Source organism: Ruegeria sp. CDSC002, assembly GCF_059610905.1.
This window is the reverse complement of the sequence record NZ_JBXWOM010000002.1, coordinates 195,028-210,191: the sequence shown is the minus strand read 5'-3', so window position 1 is coordinate 210,191 and position 15,164 is coordinate 195,028. Positions and strand designations below refer to the sequence as shown.

Here is a 15,164-nt window from a genome sequence, read left to right as displayed (position 1 = left end):
CCCTTGTCTTGTTAGTGGGTTGAGTTGTTCAGAAGGGAATTCATGTGTCGAAAGTGGATTTCATAGGAATTGGCGCGCAGAAAGCTGCAACCACTTGGTTGCATCATGTTCTCTCAGAGCATCCATTGATTGCGACCAGCGAGCCCAAGGAGCTTAATTTTTTTACGGCGAATTATGACCGTGGATACACATGGTACGAGAGCTATTTCCGTGGCAGTTCTGAAAATGCGATCAAGGGTGAGTGCTCGCCGACTTACTTCTTTAGTCGTGACGCCGCTGAACGCGCAGCCCAGTATAGCCCGGATCTGAAGCTTATATGCATATTGCGAGACCCAATCGAACGGGCATTTTCGAACCATATGCACGAGATCCGCAAAGGCCATATCCCACCAGAAACAACATTCGAAGCCGCATGGAAACGAAATCCTGCATATTCACTACAAAGCCAATACAAGGCTGTTCTAGAGATCTGGCTGGCGAATTTCGATCGCGATGCTCTGCTGGTTTTGTTTTCCGAGGACATCGCGTCGAATCCAAATGTAATTTATGAGCAAGTGTGTGGTCATCTTGGTGTTGAACCCAAACGGCACCCAGCGTCACTCACAGAACGGCATCACGAAAACGTAACTTACCTTTACCCAGTAGTTCAAAAAACGCTGCGCTACGGAGGGGATGCGATGCGTTCGCTGGGGATGCAGGATCTGGTGAAAAACCTCAAAAAAGCGCCTGGGCTCAAGCAGGCTATTTCGATGAACAAGCAACACTTGAAGACGAAGGTAGCACCTCCGACGCCAGAAATGCGGGAGATGCTGGTCGAGCATTTCCGATCAGATGTTAAGTATGTGGCGCAACTTACTGGGCGTGCGGTTCTACCCTGGCCGACCTGGCGCGATATGAGTTTTGTCAATTCTGCAGCGAATGAGTGAATTATGAGCGTATCAAACACTTTGAACATGGCTGGAGATATGCGCTTGAACCAAGTGGTGCGGATGTCCCGGCGTTTGCTGGGCGCGCGCTTTCTGGATAGCGAGGATTTTCTGCCGGTTATCTCTCCGGAGAAAGGGGAGAAGCTTGCCGCATTAGCTCGAAAAGCGCGTGGCAGCATCGAGACTCCGGTTTTAGTGCTTGGTGTGATGCCGCGATCAGGCACCAATTTCTTGCGCGACCTCATCGCAATGCACCCTGATGTTGGGGCTGATCCGGGTCGTCTATATGAGTTCCCTCTATTGCACGCGGCTGGGGATGCTGCGGCTTTTACTCGGGATTTCTTGCGATACTTCCCAAGAAACGAAGAAGTCTTGGGCCAGTATGACGTGCTGGCTATGCTTGCTGGCAGCTGGTTCAGAGAACTGCAAGCGCAGGTTGATGGTAAGAACATATTGCTGAAATGCCCCCACGTTCATGACCTGTCACTGGCGCGGTACATCTTTCCCGATGCAAAGATCATCCTGTGCATTCGGGACGGGCGTGATGTCGTTGACTCTTCGCTCAAGACATTTTCTCGGTTTTCACTTACGAGCAAAAATTTCCGCCAACTGGCGGATGAATGGCGTTTGGGTGCCGAGGCCATCATGACATTTGCCGAAGGTGGCCTGAACCGTAACGACGATACAATGGTCGTCCGCTACGAAGATATCCTTGCCGATACGCATGAATACGTAAGAAAAACCTTGTATCATATTGGGTTGGATGAAGCCGTGTTCCCTTGGGATGAAATCGACAAGATGCCCATTCGTGGATCGTCCCGCTCGAAGGCTTCGGATCAAGAGCGCTGGCAACCAGAGACCAAGTCAGTGGATTTCAACCCGATCAAGCGCTGGGCATCATGGTCAGACGGAAAAAAGGCGAGGTTCGACAGAATAGCAGGGCATGCGCTAGAGATGGTCGGTTATGAGCGTTGACGCACGATCTCAGGCGGGAACCCACGTTGCGATCTGTATAGCGACCTATAAACGTCCACAGGGATTGCGGGCATTGATTGACAGCCTGAACGATCAGCAGCTTGGCGCCCGCGATGTGCGCGTAACGCTCGTGATTGCAGACAACGCTCCAGCTACGACGGCCCGTTCGGTTCTGGGCGAAATTCAGGATTTGTCATGTTGGCCAGTGATTTACGTTCTGGAACACGAACGCGGGATTGTATCGGCGCGCAACCGGACATTGGCCGAGGCCCCTCCGGATGCGGACTATTTTGCATTTCTTGATGATGATGAAACCGCCTCTGAAAACTGGTTGGCAGAGTTATTAGGAACCATGATTTTACCAAACACTGTTGCGGTTCAGGGAGCTGTCGAACCGCGTTACGACGAAGCCCCACCCGCTTGGGTCGAACAACTGAACCTGTTCCGAATGGGTCCCTATGAGCAGGGGGCTGAACTTCCATCAGCTGCCACCAACAATTCAATGGCGGATGCTGCCATCATTAGAAAACAGACCATGAGGTTCGACGCCCGCTTTAACACCACTGGCGGAGAGGATGAGGAGTTTTTTTCGCGACTTCGGATCGAATCGGGCGGAACTATCCGCGCTGCTGCGCAGGCTCTGGTCTGGGATCATATCCCAGCTCACCGGGCGACGATGCATTGGCTCAGGCGTCGTTGGTTTCGCATGGGGCATACACTGGCGCGGATAGCTCAAATTCGTCGCAAGGGAATACCGATACGTGTGGTAAAAGGTTTTGCGGCTATAGGTTGGGGGCTTGTGATGTGCGTTTTCCTTGGTTTCGGGTCAAAGGCAAGATGCTGTAAAGGAGCGCTCGAAATTTATCGTGGGGCCGGGATGTTGGCGGCCTTTTTGCAGATCCGTTTCGACGAATACAATACAGCTGCCGTCCGCTTGGACCGAGCAGGAGGGGGCTGATATGGACAACTCAAAACCTGAGTTTTCGATCATCATTCCCGCTCGGAATATGGAGCGCTATGTCGAGGAAACGCTACAAAGCGTATGCCGGCAAACAATGACGGAATTCGAAGTTTTGTGTATTGACGATGGCTCGACAGACGACACCCGTGAGATCTTGGAGCGTTTCGCTATGCGCGACGTGCGTTTTACCCCAGTGACTGGCCGGGCCAAAGGTGTCGGTGCGGCCCGCAACCTAGGTTTGAGTTTAGCGCTCGGAAAGTTCGTGCTGTTTTTGGATGCGGACGATTTGCTGCACCCTGAAGCGTTGCAAAGATACTCGGATGTGCTGGCAACGTCCGACGCCGTTGCAGCCATCGCCGGTGTTCAACGGATCAACACCGTGGGTCAGGAGATGAATGGCGCGGACAACCGCTTACTTGTTCCTAGCAAGGACCAATTGGCTGTGTTGTTGCGTAAAAACTACGTGGTGAATGGCGGTGCGCTTGCGATGAAAGCCGATGCAGCGCGGCAGTCCGGCGGTTATGAAGAAGACCTCGTGTATGGCGAGGATTGGGAGTTCTGGTGCCGTGTCGCTTTGATCGGAGGGTTCGCCGTAGTCGAAGGACCGCCACTTTTGTATTATCGGCAGGTGGCCAGCGGAGCGAACTTCAGAGCCCGTGATCCCGCTTTTGCCCGGCGAGTGCCGTGCATCGAAAAGGTTTCAGCCAACCCGGCAATGCGGCAAGCCTTCGGGTCGCGGTTGCGATTCCTGCTGCGTGCGCGGAAGATTGATATCTTCTGGTCCGGGGTTCGGAACCAATATCAGTATGGGCGCAAACCGCTAGCGCTGTTGGAGGGCGTCTGTGGGATGTTTATGTATCCTGACAGCCTGTTTCGCCCAAAACTGATCTATAGGTTCATGCGCAGTTTGGATCGAAGGGTGTAAGCTTAGGCTAGGGGCTTTCTCGCGCCTATGGAGGGGATGGGGCAAATGCAACTTTCACGGCGGGCATTTTTGTTGCGGGGCACGGCGGTGGCCGCCGCGCCAATTGTGGTTACGCTAGCGCCCAGTTTTACAGCGGCCGCCGCCGACAAGGCCGATATTGGATATGTCGGAGAGAATGGGTTCCAATTGACGGTGATAGACACGATGTTGGACATGTCGACCCCGGTCGAAGTGTTGCGTTCCGACCGGGTTCGCTGGTCACCGGACCCGGCAAACGGGTTTGGTGCGTCCGGCAAGCTGAACGGATTGCCGGGCTATTTCTCGGGCGATGCGCATACCACAGCGCCGCAAATATTTACTGCCTGGCCTAAGGTTCAGGAGCAAAGTCGGAAGGACGGTTTTCGCATCGGTAACTCTGCGATTCAGCCGCAGGCAGCGGCGGATCGAACCGACAACTGGCGTGTTCTGATTGACGGACAGCCAGCGGGCATTGTCGGTCTCTGGCGCAAGTCTTCGCCCATTCGCACGCTAGCCGTTGCTGATCGTCGGTGGGAAAGCACCAAGCGGCATTTGGTGACATTTGAACTTGACCGCGCCATTCCTCAAGGTGCTGTTCTGAGCATCACGGGTCCATCCTTTGCCGAGACTGAATATGTAAAAGACCCAGACGTATTCAGTGAATCCATCCATGTGTGTCAGGCGGGCTATCCTTTGACAGGGCCCAAAAAGGCTTATGTCGGCAGTTGGCTGGGACAGGATCAGGTCGGCAAAAATGGCAGCACTGATGCATTGTTGTCACCCGCAACTGAATGGAGCTTGGTATCTACGCAAAATGGCGCCGTTGTTCGATCGGGTCGTTTGACCTTGGCCAAACCCTCCGAAGAACCACATCGGAATGGCCTTAACTTCAATGGTTGCAGTATTTATGAGGCCGACTTCTCCGACCTTGAACTTGATGGTGAATACCAGATTCAGGTATCTGGATTAGGGCGGTCATTCCCGTTCAACGTATCCCTAGCGGCCTATGATGAAGCGCTCCGCCTGGCTGCCCGATGGTATTTCCATCAAAGGTCTGGCTGTGAGATCGCCGCACCTTATGGTGAGGGCCGAACCCGTCCCCGCAACGGGCATCCGGCAGATGGGCTGACGGTCTGGCAGACGGATTTGAAGCTTGGGAATATGAGGGATGGCTACGGCAAGGTGCGGGCCCCAAAAGCGCTGTCAGAAAATGTAAACACTCTGGGCGGGTCAGACACGGCACCCGAGCGCTCATCTATGAAGGCCAACCCCAAAGCTTGGGGCGGTTGGCATGATGCCGGGGATTGGGATCGGCGCATTCAACATATGGATGTCGTCTTCCACATGGCCGATATCGTCGAGACCTTCCCCCATTGTCGCAGTCTGAACCTGAACCTTCCGGAAAGCAAAAAAACCTTCTCGCACGCAGATGTCGCATCGCGCAAAGACGATGACGATAGGGGTGACGGCGAAACCGTTCTGCCTGATCTGATCCACGAGGCACTTTGGGGGGCATCGCTGTGGCGTCGAACTCAGCACGAAAATGGTGCGATTATCGGAGGGGTCGAGTATTCCATCAGCGGAATTCTGGGCTCAGTATCATGGAACCCTGTTCAGAAAGCATATGCATATGGCCCAGAGGATTGGGCTGCTTATCGTTTTGCTTATGGGGCTGCAAAGCTGGGCCATGTGATCCATCATGTCTGCGGCGATACCGTTCTAGGAAGTGCCATCGTCGCTGAGGCAACACGCGCTTGGCATTGGGCCGAACAACAGCCAACCGACGGGTTTTCTGACTCTGCACTTAGTAGAGTTAACCAGATCCGTATCGCCGCGGCCGCAACTGTCTACCGAGCTAGCGGAGATCCTCAAGCGCGCAAGGTATTTGAAGACCAAAACCCTTTCGTGCCGCAAGCCGAGAAGCCAGACTCTTCATTGAAAAAAGAAGTGTTTCCGGCCGCTTATCTTGAGTATGTGCGAGCCGCGCGCGAGGGTCGAGAGGTTAATACCGCGATCGTTGGAGCCATCGAAGGGTGGATCAAGCAGCGCACCCTGAACGGTAAGCGCATGGGGCGCGACTTCGGGCTGCACAACACTGCCGCTTATCCCTGGGGCCTGGGATGGCTACGCTTTGGCCCCGGTTCGAACTGGCGGGCGGGGCAAATGGCAATGTATTTCGCGTCAGAAGGTGTGGCGACCACGGAAGTGCGTAACGCTGCAGTTGAGGGAATGTGGTTCGGACTGGGATGTAACCCCGCCAACGTGAGTTTCGTGCAAGGGCTTGGGCATCGGGAATTTTCTGACCCGCTCTTTACGGACGAACTCAGTGGCAAAAAAATCCCCGGACAGATCAGTTTCGGCGTAGCGGGGGGGAAGTTGTATGAATGGGAACAGCGTAAGACCGCCGGAGCGTTCTACCCACCCAATCAGGAAGCCTGGCCTATCTACACACAGATTTTTGAAAGCCGCAGTATTGCAATCGCGGCCGAACATGGGATCAAGTCGAATGCGATGGAATGGCTGGTGGCCTGTGCCTTTGCAACTCTGCCTGACTGACCCACGCAATAAAACCTAAGTTCTCGGAGCACCGGATCGTGGGCCTTTGAAAAGCTGTTGAAACCCTTTGACACTCTTGCTGTCTTGACTATGTGTACTCCAGCACCAGCGGAGCCTTGCCGTCTATAGATTTCCGCATTGATTAACTAGGAGCGTGTCAATGTTGTTTCTCCGTTCGGCACTTGTTTTTCTTAGCTTTTGCTCTTTGCCAGTAGCAGCATTGGCCCAGTCAGAGGAAAACAAACCGACCGGTTTGATCATGGAACTCAATACGGTTCAGGATGTTGGCCAGGCATGTAGGTTGACCTTTGTGATCGAAAACAAAACAGGCGCAGCAATTGATGCTGTTAGCTATGAAACCGTAATTTTCGATGCCTCTGGTAGTGTGGTCAGCCTATCATTATTCAATTTTCGTGATCTGCCTGTCGATCGACCACGCGTACGCCAGTTCGATCTTCCCGGCATGACATGCGGCGCTGTTGGTAGAGCCTTGATCAACGGTGCAAATACCTGCGTTGTTGCCGGATCGGACAGTCAGGTCTGTCATGAGGCCTTGAAACTGCAAAGCCGAACAGATGTGGAGTTGATTGGATGAGCCCCTTTGATGCATTGCGCGAAATCCTTGATCTGGGCGGGCCTGTTGTTGCGATCCTGATCGCGATGTCGGTGGTGACTGTTGCGGTCACGCTTTACAAACTCTGGCAATTCGCAGCATCTGGCGTCGGGCGTCACCGGGTGTTGTCCGAGGCGCTGGCGGCCTGGGATGCTGGCGATCCGCAAACCGCCCACGCCCGTCTGGACAAAAGCCGCAGTTACCTTGCCCCCCTGGTACGGGTTGCGATGAATGCCTCAGACACGCCGGGTCTGGACCAACGGCTGGATGCCGAGGCCGGTCTGGCGCTTGCCGGGCTTGAACGCGGCTTCCGACTGCTGGACACCGTGGCGCAGCTTGCGCCGCTTCTGGGTCTGTTCGGCACGGTCCTGGGGATGATTGAGGCGTTTCGCAGCCTGCAATCCGCTGGGTCGTCTGTCGACCCATCCCTGCTTGCCGGAGGTATCTGGGTTGCCCTGCTGACAACGGCTGTGGGGCTTGCCGTGGCGATGCCGACCTCGATGCTGTTGTCCTGGTTCGAAAGTCGCACGGCGCGCGAACGGGTCTTTGCGGACAAGGCGCTGCGCACAATTCTGGTGCCGGGGCAGGCTGTTGCGCAGGCCGACGATGTGCGGGCTGTGGCGACCGCCCCCGGACATGCGTAACACCGCACCCTTCGTACGGCGTCCCATGTCGATGACTCCGCTCATCGACGTGATTTTCCTGCTGTTGCTGTTCTTCATGTTGACCTCGACCTTTGCCAAATATGGCGAGATCGAGCTGAGCAATGCAGTGGGCGGCAGTACGACTTCGGCGACACCGACCGAGCGGTTGTTCCTGCAGTTGGGGGCGGAACGGCTGGTGCTGAACGGGCAAACGGTCTCTCTCAATGATCTGGAAACGCAATTGGAGGCCGGGCAGGTTCTGGTCAGTTTGGACCCGGATACAACGGCGCAGCGTGTCATCGACGTATTGGTTCGGCTGCGCGGGCGTGACGGGTTAAGCGTTCTGGTGCTGGAATGATCAAGTACAGGCGCCCCAAACGCAGACGCGACTCGACGATTGCGCTGATAAACGTCGTTTTCCTGATGCTAATCTTTTTCCTGCTCACCGGCACGCTGGCCCCGCCGTTGGATCCGGATCTTGAGCTCGTGAACACCGCAGACCTTGAAGGGCGCGAGCCACCTGATGCGCTGATCCTGCACGCCGACGGCACGTTGAGCTATCGTGGAACGCCTACAGATCCCGAAACGCATATGCGTGGCCAAGGGGACGAAGCCGTGCGCATCGTGCCCGACCGAAACGCACCGGGCCCGCGTCTGATCGAGGTGACCGGTGCTTTACGCCGTCTGGGCGCGTCATCCGTCTTTGTTGTGACCGAGAAGGCGCTGGAATGATCCGCCGGTCGGTTATGATTGCGGTGGTGGCCATTCTGGTGTCGCTGTTTTTGCACCTGATGGGGTTAAGCGTGACCGGGCAGCGGCTTGCAGAAGACGCGCCAGGCGGCCAAGCGCCTGAATCAATTGAGCTAAGCACGACATTCGAGGATCTTGCCGAGGTTGTCGCCGAACCGATTGAACCTGAACCGGCCGAGGCACCAGAGCCACCGGTTGAAAGGCTGCCTGAGGAACCGGAAATCCCGGTCAGTGAGGCGCTTGTGGCGTCTGAGAACCCGCAGGAGGTTTACGCGCCTGATATCGGTGAAGCCGAAGTGGTCCAGCCGACTGCCACGGAACCGGTTGAGCCTGATGTGGCAGAGACCGAAAACACATCCGAAGGCGATGCCGCCGCCAGCGAAGATGTCGACGAAACCCCGCCGGTCGAGGCGGAAACAGCGACCGATGTGCCCGAAGGAATCCCCGAGGCAGTCGCGGTCGAGCCAGAGGTCGCGACCGAGGTCCAGCCCGTATCGCCCCAACCGCAAGAGCTGGCGGCGCTGCCGGTCAACCCGTCGCCCGAGGCCGCGATCCCTGTTGTACCGTTGGAGTCCGAGGCGATTGAGCCGGATGATCCGGTTGATCCAACCGAACAGGATGCAAATGAAGACGTGACAGAACTGGCCGTGACGTCTTCGATCCGGCCGCAGCGCCCTGAACGCCAACCGACGCCGGAACGGCGGGGCGTGCTGAATGGTGCGCGGGACTTCAGCGAGTTGCAGTTTCCGTCAGAGGTGGTTGAATCGCCCCTTTACGCCTATCGGCGGGAAGGGTTGGATGCCTTCACGTCTGGCAGTAGTGGCAGCCGTTCGGGCGGGCGTGGCCCCGGCAATTCGGACACTACCAATTATGCGGGTGAGGTCTTGGTCCACCTGAACCGCGCACCCCCGGTATTTGTTGCTGCCCGGGGATTCGCCAAGGTGTTTTTCGAAATCAATCCCGATGGCACGCTGGCCTGGGTCGATGTCATTGACAGTTCAGGGTCGTCCGATGTTGACCGGGCCGCAAGGGCGCAAGTGCAGGCGGCTTCGCCCTTTCCGCTGCCGCCAGGTGGGGTCAGCCGCAAGCTGTCTTTCTTCTACACCAGCAATTGATTGGTGGGTTTCATCATCCGATTTACCCATCACAGAACCTGTTTTGAGCGGGATTTTGCCCGAATCTGCCCATTTTCGGAAGGTGGGGTCAGCCCCCGGGAAGTCTCAATTGCAAACATGTACGTTTTTTGGCATTTAAAGGGGCATCGTCGCATTTCTTTGATCAACTTTTTGTAACGAAACACTGCTGATCGCGAAACATACGTAAATACTCAGGAAATCGGGTTTCGTGCGGTATTCTGCATTTGCAAAGATGCAACAAATACCAACCTTGCCCAGAATGAAATGCAGCGAAACCATTGCGCACGCTCGGAATTTGTTCGAGTAGGCCAGCAGTCGCCTTGGCGGCTGCACTCCTCTCAAAACTTGTGGGTTTACCATGAAAAATCTTCTCATTGCATCGACGGCTCTGATTGCAACTGCAAGCGTTGCAGCGGCCGACGTTAAATTCAGCGGCTACGGTCGTTTTGGTATTGGCTACCAAGAAGATCGCACCGGCACTGTTAACAACTTTACCACGGATGCAAACGGCGACATCGTTGCTGATGGCACCGCGAACGTCGACACCGACAACACCATCCTGGTCTCGCGTTTCCGCCTGAACATCGACGGCACCGCAGAAACCGATGGCGGCGTTGAGTTCCAGGCACGTGTGCGTCTGCAGGCTGATGACGATTCCGGCAACGGCGAACAGAACAGCGCGGGCCTGAACGGCGCACGCTTCTCGGTCATCTACGGTGGTCTGCGTGTTGACGCCGGCAACGTTGCAGGTTCCTTTGACAACCTGGCAAACTACTTCGGTAACGAACCGGGCCTGGAAGAGTTTCTGGGTCAGTATTCGGGCGTGAACTACAGCTTCCTGGAGTACACTTCGACCGGTTCAGGCGCGAACGCTGTGTTCTTCCAGTACGCAGTTGGCGATTTCGCATTCGGCGCGTCATATGACCAGGCAACTATTGCTTTTGACGGTGTTGCGCAGGACGCAGACCGCTGGGACGTCAGTGCAACTTACACCTTCAACAACATCACCGCTGCACTGGCCTATGGTCAGACCAAGGCGAACGTGAACAGCGCGAGCGAAAAGCAGTCGCTGACCGTTCTGACCCTGGGTGCAGAATTTGGTGACTTCTCGGGTACCTTGTTTGTTGCGGACGATGACGTTGTTGATGACGCCGAGAACGGTACCGCATACGGTCTGTCGCTGGCATACAATCTCGGCGCCGCAACCACCCTGCAGTTTGCTTACGGTGACGGTTCGGCTGACAACGATACCCGCAATATCGGTATTGGCGCCATCTACGACCTGGGCGGCGGTGCATCGCTGCGTGGTGGTATCGGCGAAATCAAAACGGGTGACGAGGACGGGCGCATCCGCGCTGACTTCGGTGCTCAGTTCAACTTCTAAGTTGAGCTAAACTACAAAGTTTAAGGGCAGGTCTTCGAGCCTGCCCTTTTCTTTTGCTAGCTTATTTCTTCTCAAAGAACAGGATGACCTCGCCCAGCCGGACGCCATAACGCGAGACATAGGCTCGGTTCAGCAGACGGTCATCGTCCAGCAGCCACATCCAGTCGTCAAAGTTGACCCGCATGGTGCCCTCTTTGACCGGCAGGTCGATCTTGTATGTCCAGTTGAACGTGTCGCCGCGTTCGACCCCTGTGGCGGTGCCCAGAACGCCGGGGGCGGTGCCAGTCCAGGTGTCCGCGCCCGTTTTGGTCAGCGTCCAGACACGCTGCTCGGTGGCGCCGTCATCATAGACAAAATCCTCAACCAGAGTCAGGGTTTCACCATCCCACGTTCCGTCGATATCCACCGTAAAGCGGCGCGGGATATTGCCCAGAACATCCTGAAACTGGCCATAGGCGACGGTCTTGCCCTCAAAAAACTCTTCAAGGTTCAACTGCCGATCAGACAGAAAGGTCTTGGGAACGCGCGGTTTAGCTGAACAGGCAGTCAGAACGGCCAGTCCGGCGACTGCCAGGCCCGCAACAAGGACCCGACGCGAGATCATTGCAGCGGCCTTTGTTCTGCGTCCGCATCATAGCCGTTTGAACTGGGGACATGTGCGGATTTAACCTCGGGCGCGGGGCGCATCGTGGCAATCAGCTCTGCGACCTTGATGCCGAACTTGCGCATCTCGGACCGGTTCATGATTACACCGTTTTCGGTCAGGTACATCCAGTCGGTGACGTCCAAAGTGTGCCCACCGGCATCCTCAGGAAGAATAATGCGGTAGGTTAGTTTGACCGTCGAACCCGAAATCGTGCCTTTGCCTTCACCGACGATGTCATCCGCCGTGGCGATGAACGTATTGCTGGTGCCCAGCGTCAGATACCATTTACGTGTCATCTGTTTGCCGTTGGAATAGGTGAAATGCTCGGACAACGTGCCGGCGTTGCCATCCCAGTTCCCAACCATACGGGCGACAAAGCTGTTCGACATCTTGCCGTTCGGCCCATAGATCAGCCCCTCGGACAGGATTTCTCCGTTCAGTACCTCTTTCATTTTGAATGCAGGCCCAGTGCCGGTGTAGTCGGCCGGTGTTTGCGACCGGAAGCTCAGGAACCGGTTCTTGGCAATAAACAAAGCGAGAGCGGCGAACAGTAAAACAACAAGCGTTTTCATTTGGCTGAGACCTCCGTGGGCAACGTCAGGACCATGCCAAACGCGCCAAGTTTCAGGATGCAGGGTAGTACCGCATAAGCCAGATTGAGTGTTTCCAGGGCTTGGGCGGAATTTGATTGGCCAGGTGAAAAGCCGCTGCGTTCCAGCAGGGGCAATGTAAAGAAGGCGGCAAGCGCGAGGCCCAGCTTGCCCGCAAAGGACCAGATGCCGAACGCGGCTGAGGCGTTCAGGCCGGCGCGGGTCAAAACGACCGAGAACATGGCCGGCAGGACCACCATATCGGCCCCAAGTGCCGCACCCGAGGCAAGGCAGATCAGAGCAAAGCCCAAAAGCTCACCCGCCGGCAACATCGCAGCGCCTATGAAGCTGGCAATAGACAGCGGCATAGCAATGATTAGGGTCTGTTTTGGACCAATGCGATTGCTGAGCTTGGCCCAAAGCGGCACACTGGCGCCGGCGCTGAGGAAAAACAGGATCAACAAGGGACCCGCCTTGCCCGGCAATTGCAGCCTGTCTTCGACGAAGAACAGAAACAGGGTTGAGGTAATGGCGACCGGCAAGCTGTTGACCAGCGCCAGCGCCAATAGTCGCAATGCCCCGGCCTGACCCAGCCCTGCGAAAGACAGGCCCTCGCCAGTAATCGGCGTGCGCCGCCACATTGGAAATGTCAGCGCGATGGTTGCGATCGACAGGACGCCCAGAAACAGCCCAAAGGCGGGGTATCCCTGTGCGCTCGCCCCTAAAGCGACGAACAGTGCAGGCGCGCTCGCGGCAATGACAACCCCCGCCAATTGCCCACCTTCACGGAAGGCTGCCAGTGTCATTAACTCTTTTGCGTCTGGTGTTTTGGCCAGGGTTGCGCTGCGCCCGTAAAGCAGGATGGTCCCGAGGCTGTAGGCCGAGAACAGCAGGATCAGGATCAGGATCAGCGATGTCACGCTTGCGCCCTGTGGCAAGGCAAAGAGCAGCGGAAAGCCGACCGCCAGCCCAACAGCGGCCATGGCGGCGAACAGCAATTGACCGCCCGGCCATCGGTCAATCGCCCAGCCTATCAGCGGGTCTTGCACAAGATCCACAAGCCGGATCAACAGCAGTACCGTTCCAATCACCCCAAGGCTAATCCCAAGGTTAACCGCAGCAAAACGCGGCAGGTGGATGTAGAGGGGAATACCCGCCGCTGCGAGCATCAGCGCATAGAGGCTGACCCGGGGATACAGCATCACTGTCCCTTCAACTGGCGTGTAAAACTTGCAGATCTGGTGTTGTCGCCAAGAAAGATCGACATGAATGTATTTTTGACGCCTGGCCCGGACAGAGTGCAGGTTTTGCGCCCGTTCCGCCAGAAACCAACCTTGTTCGGCCCTTCCGAGATGGCCAGATAGCTGTCGCCTTTGCTGACAGCCTGAAAGCACTGCTCAAGCTGGGCTTGTGTCAGCCCGCTGTTTCCTTGCCGTGTCATCTCATCCAGCGTGGATTCGACCAGAGCCTTCTGCTTGAGGTTTTTGCGGTAGGTCAGCTGCAATCCGAAATCATCGCTCCAACTGAACGGGGCGCCGCCTGGCGTGAACAGCTTTGCGTCATAGATTGGCAGGCCAAGGTAACGGAACGTGGCGGACCCGCGCAGTTCGGCGTTCGGCAATTCGTTCGACACGGTTGACGCTTCCAGCCCGACTGGGGCCAGCAAGGTCAGCGACAGCAGAGCGACGCACCAGACCGAGCTATTCGGCCGCGACAGGGATGACCGGGTCATTTTTGGCAACGCCATTGTCAGCTCCGATGGTTTGCGGGGTGCCATTCAACTGCGCGACAACATGCATCGCGCTGGCAATCCCGTCTTCGTGAAAACCATGCCGGTTATATGCACCGGCAAACCACGTTTTGTTCTGTCCCTGCATGTCGCGAATTTGCCCCTGGGCCTTCAGTGCGGCTTGATCAAAAACCGGATGGGCGAATTCGACTTCGTCATAGATTTTGTCTGCGGGAATATCCGCCGCAACATTGAGCGTTACAAACATCGGATCATTGTCCGGAATGTTCTGCAACCGGTTCATCCAGTAGGTAACGCCGACATTTCCGGCCTGCGAACGATAGGTCCAGCTGGACCAGCAGGCCCGTCTTTTGGGCATCTGACCGGGATCGCAATGCAAGACGGCCTTGTTGGGCTGGTATTTGATCGCGCTAAGGGCAGCAATCTCTTCGGATGTGGCGTTGTCGCCCAGAATGGCCAGCGACTGGTCGGAATGGGTGGCAAGGATGATCTCATCATAAAGGTCAGCCTGGCCTTCGCTGAGTACGGTCACGCCCAGTTCATCTCTCTGGACATGCTGCACGGGGGAGGCGACGCGGATTTCGCAACCGCGGGCGCGCAATGCAGCCTCGATCCGGCGGACATACTCAATGCTGCCACCTTTGACCGTCCACCACTGATGCTGCTTTGACCGATCACCGGCCAGCAAGGCATGGTTTTGAAAGAACTGCACCAGCGAACGTGCGGGAAAGCGGTCAATGAATTCGACGGGGGTAGACCAGATCGCCCCGCACATGGGCATCAGATAGTTGTGGCGGAACCAGTGGCCCAAACGTAGTTCGTCGATCAGTTCGCCAATCGTAGTGTCATTGTTCTTGGCAGCTTCCGGGGCTTCTTTGCCAAAGCGGAGGATGTCCGAAATCATCTTGTAATAGGCCGGCCGCATCAGGTTGCGTTTTTGCGCTGTCAGGGTGCGCAGATTGTTCAATCCGTATTCAAGGCGACCATTGTCGATCGTGGCGCCAAAGCTCATCTCGCTTTTGATCACGGGAACGTTCAATTCATCGAACAGCTTGGTGAGGTTGGGGTAGGTGGAATAGTTGAACACGATAAAGCCGGTGTCGACCGGTTGATCACCGTTTTTGCCAGCCATGACCGTTCGGGCATGGCCGCCCAGTCTTGGCTCGGCCTCATAGACCGTTACATCATTGTCTTCGGATAGATAGTAAGCTGCGGATAGGCCTGAGATTCCTGCACCCACAATTGCGATTTTCTTGCGTGCGCCCCTTGGTTCGTCGAACATGTGATCCC

The 15,164-nt window shown here is 56.1% G+C and carries 16 protein-coding genes; 11 read left to right on the top strand and 5 right to left on the bottom strand.

The features are described 5' to 3' along the window. Positions 1–44: 44 nt before the first annotated feature. From AC2FJE_RS05110 to AC2FJE_RS05060, 11 genes are all read left to right on the top strand, one after another. Positions 45–926 (top strand): sulfotransferase family protein, encoded by an 882-nt coding sequence (locus AC2FJE_RS05110; protein ID WP_496760712.1) that lies wholly within the window; start codon positions 45–47, stop codon positions 924–926. A gap of 3 nt (positions 927–929) precedes the next feature. Continuing rightward, the gene (locus AC2FJE_RS05105) at positions 930–1,901 is read left to right on the top strand and encodes a sulfotransferase family protein (RefSeq protein WP_496760711.1); all 972 of its coding nucleotides are present in this window, start codon (positions 930–932) and stop codon (positions 1,899–1,901) included. After that, positions 1,891–2,859, top strand: a complete 969-nt coding sequence (locus AC2FJE_RS05100; RefSeq protein WP_282170109.1) for a glycosyltransferase family 2 protein — start codon at positions 1,891–1,893, stop codon at positions 2,857–2,859. Before AC2FJE_RS05105 ends, AC2FJE_RS05100 begins: the two co-directional genes overlap by 11 nt. A gap of 1 nt (position 2,860) precedes the next feature. Next, positions 2,861–3,787 (top strand): glycosyltransferase family 2 protein, encoded by a 927-nt coding sequence (locus AC2FJE_RS05095; RefSeq protein ID WP_496705483.1) that lies wholly within the window; start codon positions 2,861–2,863, stop codon positions 3,785–3,787. 45 nt (positions 3,788–3,832) lie between these two features. Continuing rightward, the gene (locus AC2FJE_RS05090) at positions 3,833–6,361 is read left to right on the top strand and encodes a cellulase N-terminal Ig-like domain-containing protein (RefSeq protein ID WP_496755421.1); all 2,529 of its coding nucleotides are present in this window, start codon (positions 3,833–3,835) and stop codon (positions 6,359–6,361) included. A gap of 160 nt (positions 6,362–6,521) precedes the next feature. Next, on the top strand, positions 6,522–6,956 hold the full coding sequence (locus AC2FJE_RS05085) for a hypothetical protein (RefSeq protein ID WP_496697375.1): 435 nt from the start codon (positions 6,522–6,524) through the stop codon (positions 6,954–6,956). After that, positions 6,953–7,618, top strand: a complete 666-nt coding sequence (locus tag AC2FJE_RS05080) for a MotA/TolQ/ExbB proton channel family protein (RefSeq protein ID WP_496755420.1) — start codon at positions 6,953–6,955, stop codon at positions 7,616–7,618. The genes AC2FJE_RS05085 and AC2FJE_RS05080 overlap by 4 nt, the downstream gene beginning before the upstream one ends. A 31-nt stretch (positions 7,619–7,649) precedes the next feature. Further along, entirely contained in the window at positions 7,650–7,976 is a 327-nt protein-coding gene (locus tag AC2FJE_RS05075) for an ExbD/TolR family protein (RefSeq protein ID WP_472722620.1), read from the top strand. Beyond that, positions 7,973–8,350 carry an ExbD/TolR family protein gene (locus AC2FJE_RS05070; RefSeq protein ID WP_058272852.1) on the top strand — a complete coding sequence of 126 codons (378 nt, stop codon included), beginning with the start codon at positions 7,973–7,975 and terminating at the stop codon, positions 8,348–8,350. Before AC2FJE_RS05075 ends, AC2FJE_RS05070 begins: the two co-directional genes overlap by 4 nt. Next, positions 8,347–9,483, top strand: coding sequence for an energy transducer TonB family protein (locus tag AC2FJE_RS05065; RefSeq protein ID WP_496755419.1), 1,137 nt, complete (start codon positions 8,347–8,349; stop codon positions 9,481–9,483). Before AC2FJE_RS05070 ends, AC2FJE_RS05065 begins: the two co-directional genes overlap by 4 nt. A 379-nt stretch (positions 9,484–9,862) precedes the next feature. Continuing rightward, entirely contained in the window at positions 9,863–10,888 is a 1,026-nt protein-coding gene (locus AC2FJE_RS05060; protein WP_113791010.1) for a porin, read from the top strand. 61 nt (positions 10,889–10,949) lie between these two features. On the opposite strand, the gene AC2FJE_RS05055 is transcribed toward AC2FJE_RS05060, so the two are convergent. The 5 genes from AC2FJE_RS05055 to AC2FJE_RS05035 are packed head-to-tail and all read right to left on the bottom strand — an operon-like array spanning position 10,950 to position 15,156. Continuing rightward, the gene (locus tag AC2FJE_RS05055; protein WP_496760710.1) at positions 10,950–11,492 is read right to left on the bottom strand and encodes a DUF3833 family protein; all 543 of its coding nucleotides are present in this window, start codon (positions 11,490–11,492) and stop codon (positions 10,950–10,952) included. Beyond that, positions 11,489–12,106, bottom strand: a complete 618-nt coding sequence (locus tag AC2FJE_RS05050; protein ID WP_496755417.1) for a DUF3833 domain-containing protein — start codon at positions 12,104–12,106, stop codon at positions 11,489–11,491. The genes AC2FJE_RS05055 and AC2FJE_RS05050 overlap by 4 nt, the downstream gene beginning before the upstream one ends. Continuing rightward, positions 12,103–13,326, bottom strand: a complete 1,224-nt coding sequence (locus AC2FJE_RS05045; protein WP_496755416.1) for an MFS transporter — start codon at positions 13,324–13,326, stop codon at positions 12,103–12,105. Before AC2FJE_RS05045 ends, AC2FJE_RS05050 begins: the two co-directional genes overlap by 4 nt. Next, a complete protein-coding gene (locus AC2FJE_RS05040; protein ID WP_282119663.1) occupies positions 13,326–13,871 on the bottom strand; it encodes a hypothetical protein in 546 nt (181 codons plus the stop codon). The genes AC2FJE_RS05045 and AC2FJE_RS05040 overlap by 1 nt, the downstream gene beginning before the upstream one ends. Beyond that, on the bottom strand, positions 13,825–15,156 hold the full coding sequence (locus tag AC2FJE_RS05035) for an NAD(P)/FAD-dependent oxidoreductase (RefSeq protein WP_496755415.1): 1,332 nt from the start codon (positions 15,154–15,156) through the stop codon (positions 13,825–13,827). Before AC2FJE_RS05035 ends, AC2FJE_RS05040 begins: the two co-directional genes overlap by 47 nt. Positions 15,157–15,164: the final 8 nt, after the last annotated feature.

What these genes read in the sequence shown, in the direction of transcription:
- AC2FJE_RS05090 (WP_496755421.1), top strand. Translation starts at nt 3,833, where the DNA reads ATGCAACTTTCACGGCGGGCATTTTTGTTGCGGGGCACGGCGGTGGCC.
- AC2FJE_RS05095 (WP_496705483.1), top strand. Translation starts at nt 2,861, where the DNA reads ATGGACAACTCAAAACCTGAGTTTTCGATCATCATTCCCGCTCGGAAT.
- AC2FJE_RS05050 (WP_496755417.1), bottom strand. Translation starts at nt 12,106, where the DNA reads ATGAAAACGCTTGTTGTTTTACTGTTCGCCGCTCTCGCTTTGTTTATT.
- AC2FJE_RS05070 (WP_058272852.1), top strand. Translation starts at nt 7,973, where the DNA reads ATGATCAAGTACAGGCGCCCCAAACGCAGACGCGACTCGACGATTGCG.
- AC2FJE_RS05065 (WP_496755419.1), top strand. Translation starts at nt 8,347, where the DNA reads ATGATCCGCCGGTCGGTTATGATTGCGGTGGTGGCCATTCTGGTGTCG.
- AC2FJE_RS05035 (WP_496755415.1), bottom strand. Translation starts at nt 15,156, where the DNA reads ATGTTCGACGAACCAAGGGGCGCACGCAAGAAAATCGCAATTGTGGGT.
- AC2FJE_RS05040 (WP_282119663.1), bottom strand. Translation starts at nt 13,871, where the DNA reads ATGGCGTTGCCAAAAATGACCCGGTCATCCCTGTCGCGGCCGAATAGC.
- AC2FJE_RS05060 (WP_113791010.1), top strand. Translation starts at nt 9,863, where the DNA reads ATGAAAAATCTTCTCATTGCATCGACGGCTCTGATTGCAACTGCAAGC.
- AC2FJE_RS05075 (WP_472722620.1), top strand. Translation starts at nt 7,650, where the DNA reads ATGACTCCGCTCATCGACGTGATTTTCCTGCTGTTGCTGTTCTTCATG.
- AC2FJE_RS05045 (WP_496755416.1), bottom strand. Translation starts at nt 13,326, where the DNA reads ATGCTGTATCCCCGGGTCAGCCTCTATGCGCTGATGCTCGCAGCGGCG.
- AC2FJE_RS05105 (WP_496760711.1), top strand. Translation starts at nt 930, where the DNA reads ATGAGCGTATCAAACACTTTGAACATGGCTGGAGATATGCGCTTGAAC.
- AC2FJE_RS05085 (WP_496697375.1), top strand. Translation starts at nt 6,522, where the DNA reads ATGTTGTTTCTCCGTTCGGCACTTGTTTTTCTTAGCTTTTGCTCTTTG.
- AC2FJE_RS05100 (WP_282170109.1), top strand. Translation starts at nt 1,891, where the DNA reads ATGAGCGTTGACGCACGATCTCAGGCGGGAACCCACGTTGCGATCTGT.
- AC2FJE_RS05080 (WP_496755420.1), top strand. Translation starts at nt 6,953, where the DNA reads ATGAGCCCCTTTGATGCATTGCGCGAAATCCTTGATCTGGGCGGGCCT.
- AC2FJE_RS05055 (WP_496760710.1), bottom strand. Translation starts at nt 11,492, where the DNA reads ATGATCTCGCGTCGGGTCCTTGTTGCGGGCCTGGCAGTCGCCGGACTG.